Origin of the sequence: Mesotoga sp. UBA5557 (assembly GCF_002425715.1) — a bacterium.
Classification (GTDB): Bacteria; Thermotogota; Thermotogae; order Petrotogales; family Kosmotogaceae; genus Mesotoga.
On sequence record NZ_DIMV01000022.1, the window covers coordinates 23,160 to 35,099 of the forward strand.

The following is an 11,940-nucleotide window of genomic DNA, read 5'->3' on the forward strand; positions in this document are numbered from 1 at the left end:
CGTTGAGAGTCTATAAAAGACTCGGAGAGCTTCTCATAGATCAGGGACTCCTAAGTGAAGATGCTCTCCAGCAGGCCGTAACTCTGCAGAAAAAAGTCGGGAAGCCGCTCGGTGAAGTTCTTGTTGGTATGGGCGTAATCTCCTGGGAGGACATATACGATTCACTCTCAAAGCAATACGGGCTTAAGGTACTCGAAGATTTGCCTAATATGGTTACTCCCGATGTCCTAAGAATGATTCCTAAGCCTGTTGCAGACAGGCTTAGTGTAATCCCTATAGAGTTTGATCACGAAAAAGGGGTCCTTAAGGTGGTAACTACTGAAGTTCTTAGGGTTCCTCAGATAGACAGAGAGCTCTCCTTCCTCACAGGAAACAAGATTAGTACGCTCCTTGTACCTCCACCAATGTTCGATGCTCTCTACAAATCTTCGTATGACGAGTCTGCCTCCAGCGAGATAATAGACAATACTTTCAGCATAGAACAGCACACGGAAATTGATCTTGAAGATGACAGACAGGACGAAACCGATGATACTCCCGTCGCGAAGTTCATAAACTCACTTCTGGACAACGGCATAAGAAGCGATGCCAGTGACGTCCATCTGGAGCCCTACGAGAAAATGGCCGTTGCCAGACTGAGAGTCGACGGCGTTCTGAGAAAGGTCCTGAGCTATCCGCGCAAAGCTCATAATTCTGTAGTGTCGAGAATCAAAGTCATGTGTAAGCTGGATATTTCAGAGAAGAGAATGCCTCAGGATGGAAAGTTCTATATTAGGAGAGGCAATGAGCAGTTCGACATGAGAGTTTCGACAATGCCAACGATTTTCGGCGAGAAAGTTGTTATGAGAATCCTCAGGGTATCAAATGCGAAGAAGAAGCTTGAAGATCTCGGTCTTTCAGACCACAACAGAGAGCGTTTCGAAAGCATAATCAACGCTCCGTACGGTATCATACTGGTATCTGGTCCTACGGGAAGCGGAAAGTCCACTACTCTGGTAGCGGTCCTAAACCAAGTAACCTCGGAGAAGGTCAACGTGCTTACGGCGGAAGACCCTGTTGAATATACTATTGAAGGTATTTCTCAGTGCCAGGTGAACACGGACATCGGATTGACTTTTGCGAGATACCTGCGATCTTTCCTGCGTCAGGACCCTGACATAATAATGGTCGGCGAGATCAGAGACAGAGAGACTGCGCAGCTGGCGATTGAGGCATCGCTAACTGGACATCTTGTTTTCTCAACAATCCATACCAACAGTGCTGCAGGCGCGGTTGCTCGACTTGTCAACATGGGGGTTGATCCCTTCCTACTTGGCACTTCATTGATCGGAGTTATGGGGCAGCGATTGGTAAGAAAGCTCTGTAACAACTGTAAGGTCAAAATACCAGTGAGAGAAGAACTAAGAAAGATGGCCTCAACCTTTTACCCCGATAGAAATGACTTCAGCGAGTACATTCCTGGAAATGGCTGCCCCGAGTGCCGGGGAATGGGTTATAAGGGTAGAACCAGTATTAGCGAAATCCTGGTTGTTGACAACAATCTTCGTCAGATGATTGGTCAGAACGCTTCAGAGAGAGAGCTTGCTCAGGCTGCCGTGAAGGCTGGAATGCGAACGCTTTACAACGATGGGGTGCAGAAGGTGATCGACGGAGTCACTTCCCTTGAGGAGATAAAAAGAGTTGCCATAGAGTACTAGCCAGACTTCCTCTTCTCGATCCATACTTACGCATACTCAAACATACTCACAGAAGTCGTGAATAGTCGTCTTTTATCGCGAATAGTCGCATAATGCGCAAATAGCCTCCCCATCTCGCCGATGATAGTATTGAATCGGATAATTACAAATTCGGATAGGAGGTTTCTTTATGGCGTACAGAGTATTAGTTTGGGGCCTTGGCGCAATGGGAAGCGGAGTGGCCCGTAATGTTGCCAAGAAAGAAGAACTAAGACTGGTTGGAGCCGTTGAAAAGGATTCAGAAAAGATCGGAAAGGATCTTGGAGAATATCTCGACGGCAAGAAGACAGATAGGTTGATCTATTCGGATGTGGGCGAGGCAATTGCCGAAACGAGACCAGACATAGTTGTAATAGCTACGAACTCCTTTGTAGAAGAAGTACTTCCCAAAATAGAGATGGCTGCAAAACACCACGTGGATATTCTTACGATAGCCGAAGAGATGGCCTTCCCATTCGCTTCGCATCCAGAGGAATCCGAAGTCCTCGAGAACATCGCCTGGCGTTATGGAGTATCTATTCTTGGTACGGGAATAAATCCAGGGTTCGTGCTTGACCTATTGATAATCGCTATGACAGGTGCATGTCTAAAGGTCGAGAGGATAGAAGCAAGAAGGATCAACGATCTTTCTCCCTTCGGAAAGACTGTGATGAAAACCCAGGGAGTAGGCACTTCACCTGAGGAATTCAAGAAGGGAATTGAGTCGGGAGAGATAGTAGGACACATAGGCTTCCAGCAGTCAATCGCAATGATTGGAAATGCTTTAGGGTGGAACATTGATAGAGTTGAAGAGACTCGTGAGCCAATCATATCAAGAACAGAGAGGAAGACTGATGTTGCACACGTAATGCCCGGTATGGTGGCCGGCTGCAGACATATAGGCCGGGGTTATTGTGGTGACAGACTAGTGATAGAGCTTATTCATCCCCAGCAGATCCTTCCGGAAATCGAAGGGGTCGACACTGGCGACTACATAGATATTTTCGGCGACCCGGAGATTCACCTTTCAGTAAAACCCGAGATTCCCGGCGGAAAGGGGACTATAGCCCTTGCTACAAACATGATTCCCGCAGTAATTGAGGCGACTCCCGGACTGATTGAAATGAGTGAGTTGCCTGTACCGAGGTGCTTGATCGACGAGATCAGGGAGATGTAACTATGAGTGCAATCAAGGGGCAGTGGGTCCAGATACACCGGATCCTCCTCGATATTGGCGAGAGAGCTCCCTCCGTTCCCGAGGACACGAAGAACGTCCCTCTTGAACTGAGAATCAGGGGCTTTCTCATTGAAGAGAAGGCCGAACTCGGCGAAATGGTCACTGTAGAAACCGCCTCGGGGAGAAGAGTTCACGGAAAACTTGAATGCGTCGAGCCCAAACATGAACACAACTTCGGAGACAATATTCCCGAACTCTCTGAGGCCGGAATTGAACTAACTCGATGGCTTACTGGTGGCGATAGAGATGCAGAATAGATCATACGAATCAGTAATGGCGAGAAGAAAAGAGATAATGAAGGCATCTGTTGGAGTTGATTACGACAAATACGAACTCGAAGGGATTGCCTTCGACTACGAAGCGCTCATGAGAGATACTTCGTACCCTATTGAGGAGATCAGAAAAATTCAGTCAGAAACCGGAGTTGGGGATACCCCTCTGATTGAGCTCAAGAATATCACGAGACTCGTAAGAACAATCAGTGAACCGGGCAAGGGCGCTAGGATTTTCCTGAAAGACGAGGCGACTAACCCTTCGGGAAGCTTCAAGGACAGGCGTGCATCAGTGAGTGTTGCAAGGGCAAAGGAGCTCGGTTACAAAGGCGTAATCGCCGCGACTAGTGGAAACTACGGAGCTGCCGTTGCCTCTCAATCTATGAAAAGGGCTTTGAAGTGCATCGTTGTTCAGGAGTGTTATGACAGCAAAGGCAAAGGTCAACCTGAGATTCTCGAGAAGGCTCGCGCCTGTGAAGCTTACGGAGCAGAAGTAGCCCAGCTTACGGTCGGTCCGGAGCTCTTCTATTACTTCCTCCTTCTTCTTGAGGAAACTGGGTTCTTCAATGCGTCCCTCTATACACCTTATGCGATTGCGGGCATCGAGTCTTTGGGATATGAGATTGTGGAACAGTCAAATAGAATGATCGGAATGAATCCTGATTACGTCCTCGCTACACACGCCGGGGGAGGCAATCTCACGGGAACGGCCAGAGGTCTTAGAAAGGCAGGCGCAAAGGAAACACAAGTCGTTGGAGTCAGCGTCGATCTTTCTGGTCTTCACATGGCGAGCAATAGAGACTTCAACAGGAAATCCTTTACCACCGGTCACACTGGATTTGGAATACCATTTGCTGTTCTCCCGGATAGATCAGATGTTCCAAGGAATGTTGCAAGAGCCTTGAGATACATGGACAGGTACCTTCTCGTTACGCAAGGAGAAGTATTTTATGTTACTGAAATGCTTGCGAGACTTGAGGGCCTTCAGCGAGGTCCGGCAGGTAACACGAGTCTGACAGCAGCTATAGCTCTTGCCAGAGAACTACCCGAAGACAAAACAATAGTAGTCCAGGAAACCGAATATACAGGTGCAGGTAAGCTACCCAGCGCACAATTGACCTTTGCTAGAGAAAACGGGATAGAGATTGTGAGGGGAGACCCTTTAGCCCTGGATGCTCCGGGCAAGACAATATCTATCCCTGAGAGTTACTCTCAGATTGCTTACAAAGAAGTGAACATGACAGACTTAAGGAGATCCTATATAAAACAACTGATTAGACGGGAGGTTACATTGATCGAGAGCGATTACGAATACTTATCCGAAGAGCTCAAGACTGATGTAGCTAAAGTCAAGGAATTGGTTAAGGAGGTAAGTGCTAATGTCGATTCAGAGAACTGATGATTTTGAAAAGCGAAGCCTGCACCTGCAGAACCTTTCAGACGAGGATCTAGACAGTAGGTTCTGGGAGCTTGCGGACAAGATCGTCGAGCCGCTGATAGAACTAGCAGAAGGAAACACGAGTCCTTCGATCGAGCGTTCAGTACTTTTGCGGATGGGGCTGGACAGTTTTCAGGCCGGGGCTATCGTCGCTAAGGCCGTTGAATTCGGTCTCCTTGGCAAGGGTGCCGGGAATCTTGTCCTTTCATACGCCAAGAAGACATCACAACCTTTAGAGAAAGCTGTGGAAGATCTTGCAACAGGAAAGGGCTGGGAAGAACTTGTCACCTTCTTCAGAGGAGGTGGGGAAAGTGCTGCCCGTTAACGAAAAGTTGAAGGTCGAGGAGATTCTTAAGGATCTGCAGCATTATGCTCCGAGAAGAAAGGGCTGGACATGGAGAAAGAAACTGCCCAAAGGAACGAGAGTCGATGGTTTCCAATATGATCAGATTTCCGAACCGTTGAAGAACAGCATAGGACTACCGGCCGCGCACTATTTTGAGAACATTGATCCGCAACCCGATCCCGTCATTACCTCCGAGATTGCCTCCGGCAGATTTGAAGATGACATCAGAAGAATGAGAATGGCTGCCTGGCATGGTGCCGACCATATCATGGTTATAAGGACACTAGGCCAGAGTCATATTGACGGTCTGATTGAAGGAACACCCGAAGGGATAGGAGGCATTCCTATCACACGAAAACAGCTTAGAGCTACTCGAAAAGCTTTGGACGCCATTGAAGAAGAAGTTGGAAGACCGATAAACTTCCATTCTTATATTAGTGGAGTGGCAGGACCTGAAATCGCTGTTCTCTTCGCAGAGGAAGGTGTCAACGGTGCTCATCAGGACCCTCAGTACAACGTTCTTTACAGAGGAATCAATCCTGTGAGATCCTTTGTCGATGCGGCAGCTGCCAAGAAAATCATGGCAAGTGTTGATATGCTTCAAATAGATGGCGCCCACAACGCGAATGCCTCTGCCAAGAGAGCATGGAAAGTCATGCCCGAACTCCTCGTACAGCATGCGATTAACTGCGCTTTCTCTGTAAAGGTGGGGATGAAGAAAGATTTGATCGCTCTCTCAACGGTTCCCCCTGTTGTCTCTCCCGCCCCGGAGTTCAAACTGAACTTTATCTACGCAATAACTCTGAGAGAACTATTCAAAGATTACAGATTTAGGGCTCAGATGAATACCAGATATATCGAATCAGACTTGATGGATGCAACAAGAATTCATGTGCTAGACACTCTGATTTCGAGACTAACCAAAGCAGACATCCAGTCCACCATAACTCCCGATGAAGGTCGAAATGTTCCGTGGCATGTCAACTCCATAAGGGGCATCGAAACCGCAAAACATGCTCTCTTGGCTCTGGATGGAATCAAAGACCTACTCCAGATCAACGAAGAGGTCGTGAGGCCAAAGATTAGAGAGCTGAAGATGCGCGCCATCCTAATGATGGAAGAGATACTGGAAGCAGGCGGATACTTTGAAGCTGCCGAGAGGGGCTTTTTTGTTGATAACGGACAGTACCCCGAGCGCAATGGCGACGGCATTGCGAGACCGAAGGACGGTGGGATCGGTGCCGGCACCGTTGTTCCTAGGGATGCTGAATACTTTGCCCCCGTATGTGAGCACTTCGGATACAACAATCTCCCTGAGGGAATCAAATCGCCCGATGAACTCATAGGTGGTTGCACCCTGCATGACAGATCAAAGATAAAGTACATAGACGAACTCGATGAATCCGATAACGTTAATCTTAGAATCGCTCAGCAACTGGAAGACAGGGAGAAAGGTCTGATATCTCCCGAGGTCGAATGGTGGGGCGACGGTTGGGTTCAGCTAGATTTGACCATCCCCGATGACCCCGATCATGCCGAGGCCGCAGCTCTTGAGATTGCGAAGAGGATGGGCTTTGTAGAAGCAGCAGTCATAAGCAAGACCATCCTCCATCCGATTGAGGGGACTTATCTTGAGCTAAAAGCAAAGGTCCCGTTCAAGATAGAGAGAGGCTCACTAAAACTACCTGAGAAGCCTGATCTATTAACCGAAGAAGAGATCGTTTCCTTCGTCGAAGGACATCCAATGAGGGTGGTGGCCGGGACGGTCGGCAACGACGAACATTCGGTTGGAATAAGGGAGATCCTAGATATTAAGCACGGAGGAATTGAGAAGTTCGGCTTCAAGTACACCTACCTCGGTACAAGTGTTCCTCCGGAGAAGTTCATTGATGCGGCCATAGAAACCGGTGCCGAAGCAGTTCTTATCTCCACGATTATCACTCACAACGAAGTCCACGTAAGCAATTTGACGAAGATTTCTCAGCTCGCTATAGAAAAGGGCGTACGAGACAAATTGATCTTCATTTCGGGTGGAACCCAGATTACAAATGATCTGGCCGTTTCCTGTGGAATGGATGCAGGATTCGGGCGCGGAACAAAAGGCATTCACGTAGCATCCTTCCTTGTGAAGAAGAAAAGAGAGCTCCTGAGATAGCTTCCGGTTAACAAGAAGGCGGCACTTGCCGCCTTCTTTGCGTTATACTTGAACAGATGGGTGAGCAAATCGAATTACTAGTAAACGAGACTATAGACGAAATAAGAGATCTCACTGAAAGCGGCAGGCTTACAGTTGCGTTTTCAGGGGGTCTGGATTCTACACTTGTGGCCGTGCTGGCTTCGAGGGCTCTTGGACGGGAAAGGGTGAAGCTTGTAAACGTATGTTTCGGACCATATTCATATAGCAGAGGTCTTGAAATAGTAGCTTCCCTTGCAGACAAAATGAGGCTCAGACTGGAATTCACGTCGGGATACGAAGCCCAAGAAAGTGTCTGGAAGGACGGTCCTTCGTGCAATAGATGCACTAGACTTGCGAAGCTACCGGCGATAAGATCCGGTGTTCTGGGTCTTGTTGCGACGGGTGCCAACCAATCAGACACCTGGGGAAAGACAGGGATCGTCATCAAGGATGGATTCTACGCTCCCTTGAGGAAATGGACAAAGAAACAGATAGAGAATGCGCTGAGCTACCTTGGTATCGAAGTGCCAAAGATTGGAGAAGCGCCCGTTAGGGAAGGCTGCAAGCTGAAGCATCTCCTGAAGATTATGGCGAACCCGGCTTATCACGGATACTCGGTTGCTATTGCGAATGAAGTTCTACTTGATCAGCTCGAGGATTTCACTCACTCTCTTGCTAACGTAAAAGTGATCGGTCCCCTGTCAAGAAACATCGCTTTAATTAACGTCTGTCCACTTCCCCCAATAGAAATAAGGGAGAGAATCAAGAGATCACTTCTCGAGATAGACGTGATTGATGAAGTAAGATGGGTAGAAGGACCTTCAGTCCTCAAGATTTTGGCCAATCCAGGGCTCTATAATAGCAGAGAGGCAAGAAGATGGGTATTAAACGGGAGACTGGCTCCGGAGTTTGCTTTCCCCGTAGAAGTTGAGTGGGTGAAGTCCAGAAACAACAGATTAGAGACATTTCAGGTAGTAGATTGTTGGAGGTTGAAAGATGATTCAGCTCATTGTGATTGATCTGGATGGTACTCTCCTCGACAGCGAGAAGAAGATCCCACGTGAAAACGAGTATGCAATAAGACGAGCTCTGGATATGGGTGTAGCAGTCTCCATATCCACCGGAAGAAGCTATGTTTCGGGCCACAAATACGCCGAGCAACTTGGCATAGACGTACCCATTTCTTATCAGAATGGCGCTCTAGTGACGTACGGTCACGGAGAGAATACTGAAGTAATTTCAAAATCACTACTTGAAGCGGACAAAGCAAGATTCCTGTTCAAAAAGGCTTTGGAGAAATCCCTTAACGCTCTTGTCTTCTTCGATTTCTTCAGACTCCCGGATATTTCCACCACCAAACCTTCAGATTCTCCATACAGAGGATACTACAGTAACAACAGATATAGGATGATGTTTGAAGATAATCCGCTAATGCGGATCAAGGATGAAGGTATTCCTGAAATCGCTCTTGAAGGCAAAGAAGACAGAATTCAGGAGCTTCTCAATGAATCGAATTCTCACCTCGAGAACGTAACCGTTATCAAGAACGACAATGTTGAAGAGCACGCCTTCTACGAGTTTTTCGGACCAGGTGTGGGAAAGGAAAATGGCCTGATACATATACTGGAATATCTTGGGCTGAGCTGGAGAAGCGTCGCATATATTGGCGACAATTTCAATGATGTTGAGATACTGAAGAAGGCCGAATTACCCGTGGTAATGGCAAATGGGCCGGACGAGGTGAAGCGGTACGCAAAACTGGTGACTGAAAGAGATAACGATAACGGTGGTGTGGCAGAGGCAATAGAGAGAATCCTGGCAACCAGGGGTGAGCGATAGTGGCCTTAGTTCTCCTTTCAGCAGTCCTTACTGCGCTTTCGATGCCCGGCATGCTTTGGGGTTACTTGATTTGGGTTGCACTTATCCCGTTCTTCATCTCCATGAAGGAAGTAACTCCGCTGAAGGGAGCTTTGAAGGCCTTTGTCTGGGGTTTCGTCTATCTGCTCATAACCCACTACTGGGAACTACCTGTCCTAACCGTGAATGTTCCGGAAGTCTTGAACTCATTCCCGAACTTCATCGGAATAGTAGTATATTTCCTGATGGGTGTAGTAATCGCAGTTCCCTTCCTTGCTTTCGGTTTCATCTACGGGTTGTATCAAAGGTTCTTCGAAAGGTATCCTGTACTTCTCAGCCTATTTGCCGCATCGTTTTTCACAGTCACAGAGCATCTCAGGGAGATAGGCCCACTCGGATTCACGAACGGGAGGCTATCTGACGCTCTTCTAAACGAACAGCTGGGAATAGCTCAGCTTCTTGCGGTTGGTGGACCGCTACTCCTTGTCTTCACAATAGTCTTTGTCAACCACTACTTGTCTCATCTCTTCATGGAACGCACAAGAGACAGAGCCTTATTGATTGTCATTTCTGTCGCTTTCGTGGCTCTTGCGAATGCCGCGATGAGTAGTTTTGTGCCTATTCCGCATTCTTCCGACAAATATGAAAGCACACTTTACGCGCTTCAAACAAATATCTCCATGCACATGAAGTATTACCAGCCTCCCGATGAGACCTTGAGAGTGGTCTCGAGAGCGCTGAGAGAAATTCCCGAAGGTTCCGTAGTAATCTTGCCGGAAGCAACTTTCATGAGCGATATAAGAAGTAATTCAACCGGCTCGCAGCTTCAACAGATTGCAAGCGAACGCAACTTAAGGATTTTGGTGGGATTTCCCACATACAACGATAGCAACTACAATCAGGTTAGGTTTGTAGATGGAGAGGGCTTCTCAGATGAATTCTACGCTAAAGTCCAGCTCACTCCCTTTGTTGAGTTTCTCCCATGGCCAAGAGTATTTGGACTCTTCAGTTTCCTAAAGTTCCTCGACTACTTCGATCCAGGCCAACAATTCACAATCTTTTCCGTAGATGAGCACAGGATAGGAGCACAAATCTGTTTCGACTCTCTATACAGCAATGTCTCGCGAAATCTCACTCGCAACGGTGCAACAGTGATCGTCATTGCCACAAACGACGGTTGGTTCAATATATCGACGGCTCTTCAACAACATCTATCAAAAAGCATCGCCAGAGCAATAGAAAACAGAAGATATGTGATTCAGGTATCCAACACCGGGATTTCAGCGGTAATCGATCCCTATGGCAGGATTGTAAAGCGACTGCCCACTTCGAAGGAACTGACGGCCGAGTATGTTGTTGGCGAATTCCAGTATCTTCCGAGGGTAACGACCACCCTATATACTAGGTTTGGGAACTGGTTCTTCTGGTTCTCTCTTCTTCTAGGAATAGCTTTAATAATACTTGGAGGTGTTGTTCTTTGAATTACCGTGAGAGAGCAAAAAAAATCCTCGAGACCCTCAACAGAGTTATTGTTGTGGGTTTCTCAAAGAATCCGGAAAAGGCGGCTAACTACGTTCCTACATATCTTATTGAAAAGGGGTATCGCGTGATACCTGTTAATCCGAGCATGGAAGAATACAGCGGCCTAAAAGTATACCCGGATCTTGAATCAGTCGTGGCCGACGGAATAGAGCTTGAAGTAGTTGACATCTTTAGACCCTCTGAGGAGGCGGAATCAGTCGCCTTGAAGGCCATAGAGCTGGGAGCAAAGGCTGTTTGGCTGCAGAAGGGTATAACGAGTGAAAAGGCTGCAAAGGCTGCCGCAGAAAAGGGAGTTCTTTACGTAGAAGACCTGTGCATGTTCGAGGAACATAGGAGAATATCGCTGTGACGCAAGTCCCGTACTTGGTAGCGGGCGCGGTCTAGGGTGTCGGAAAGAGCTCTTAAACGTCGTACGAGTTAGCTGGTGCGGGGTAGGGGTAGATGATGGTGGTTGGCCTGAAGCAAGAGCGAGAGCTAGAACTTGGTCATTCAGAAAACAAATGAAAGTTATGCAATCAGACGCAACGGACTTTGTCCATGATGCCTTGGCACACCCTGGCAAGAATCCGGCATTTGAAAGTCCATGATAGAGATCATTTGTTCTCGTTTGAGGGATGAACTCTGGAAACATAGACCGTGATGCTGAAACAATTTCGCACGCGGCAATAGCGGGTATAGGGTATTGGGTCTGGGCGGTTCGGTGAACAGAAGCGGTCAACCCCTTGAGCGATTCTTGAGAAACCGCGGTTGGTGGTTGCAGCGGTAGGAATGAGCAAAGTGAAACAGGCTGACCGTTGAATGGTTCTCCGTTTGCCAAGAAAAGCATCAGTTGGAAGTTCCAAGTTGCAAGTTGTAAGAAAAAACAAGAGACCGGGGTTGGGGGTAGGAAAGAACGAGAGAACCTGGTTGACCGTTGAACGGTTCTCCGAGGAGAACCCGTTGTTCGTTCCAGAGCAAGTATCTGTTCTTCGTTCTTGGTGAAGATCATAATGCAGGAGCAAGAAGATCATAACCAGGAACCCCAAGCAGAAGCATTTTGGGGCAGGCTCTGCAGGTTGACTGCTTTTTTGAATCCTTCCCTGTGAAGCATGCATTACGACCTGGCGTGATCTTCGCCACCCTTGCGTCCGCCGATGTTCTTTGGCCCATTGCTTCTCGCGATGTTCTTCCCGCAGAACGGGCTCTTACAGCGTTAAGCGGATCTTTACAGCGTGCAGCGAAAAGCGGGTCTTCCAGCGACCAGCGGTTTTTTTCTTAAGCGTGCAGTTGCTCTTTCGAAGGACAGGTCCTCGCTCTTGGACGGCCAACGGACAACGTCTCTTTCGCTCTTCTTCTGAACCAAGAACAAAGCTCCTAG

Annotated in this window: 10 protein-coding genes; all 10 read left to right on the top strand. The window is 47.8% G+C overall.

The window, feature by feature from the left end; genetic code table 11:
* The first annotated feature begins 2 nt into the window (after positions 1-2).
* Positions 3-1,697, top strand: coding sequence for a GspE/PulE family protein (locus B3157_RS02465; protein ID WP_292588595.1), 1,695 nt, complete (start codon positions 3-5; stop codon positions 1,695-1,697).
* Positions 1,698-1,866: 169 nt separating this feature from the next.
* Positions 1,867-2,892, top strand: a complete 1,026-nt coding sequence (gene ord, locus B3157_RS02470; RefSeq protein WP_292588597.1) for a 2,4-diaminopentanoate dehydrogenase — start codon at positions 1,867-1,869, stop codon at positions 2,890-2,892.
* A gap of 2 nt (positions 2,893-2,894) precedes the next feature.
* Entirely contained in the window at positions 2,895-3,209 is a 315-nt protein-coding gene (ortA, locus tag B3157_RS02475) for a 2-amino-4-oxopentanoate thiolase subunit OrtA (protein WP_292588599.1), read from the top strand.
* Positions 3,199-4,623, top strand: a complete 1,425-nt coding sequence (ortB, locus tag B3157_RS02480) for a 2-amino-4-oxopentanoate thiolase subunit OrtB (protein ID WP_292588601.1) — start codon at positions 3,199-3,201, stop codon at positions 4,621-4,623. Before ortA ends, ortB begins: the two co-directional genes overlap by 11 nt.
* A complete protein-coding gene (locus tag B3157_RS02485; protein ID WP_099829494.1) occupies positions 4,604-4,987 on the top strand; it encodes an ornithine aminomutase subunit alpha in 384 nt (127 codons plus the stop codon). The genes ortB and B3157_RS02485 overlap by 20 nt, the downstream gene beginning before the upstream one ends.
* Positions 4,974-7,163 (top strand): D-ornithine 4,5-aminomutase subunit OraE, encoded by a 2,190-nt coding sequence (oraE, locus tag B3157_RS02490; protein ID WP_292588604.1) that lies wholly within the window; start codon positions 4,974-4,976, stop codon positions 7,161-7,163. Before B3157_RS02485 ends, oraE begins: the two co-directional genes overlap by 14 nt.
* Before the next feature lie 56 nt (positions 7,164-7,219).
* Positions 7,220-8,203, top strand: coding sequence for an ExsB family protein (locus B3157_RS02495; RefSeq protein ID WP_292588606.1), 984 nt, complete (start codon positions 7,220-7,222; stop codon positions 8,201-8,203).
* Complete coding sequence (locus tag B3157_RS02500) at positions 8,181-9,023, top strand: Cof-type HAD-IIB family hydrolase (protein WP_292588608.1); 843 nt, start codon at positions 8,181-8,183, stop codon at positions 9,021-9,023. Before B3157_RS02495 ends, B3157_RS02500 begins: the two co-directional genes overlap by 23 nt.
* Complete coding sequence (gene lnt, locus B3157_RS02505) at positions 9,023-10,522, top strand: apolipoprotein N-acyltransferase (RefSeq protein WP_292588610.1); 1,500 nt, start codon at positions 9,023-9,025, stop codon at positions 10,520-10,522. Before B3157_RS02500 ends, lnt begins: the two co-directional genes overlap by 1 nt.
* Complete coding sequence (locus tag B3157_RS02510) at positions 10,519-10,932, top strand: CoA-binding protein (protein WP_099829499.1); 414 nt, start codon at positions 10,519-10,521, stop codon at positions 10,930-10,932. Before lnt ends, B3157_RS02510 begins: the two co-directional genes overlap by 4 nt.
* The last annotated feature ends 1,008 nt before the right edge of the window (positions 10,933-11,940 follow it).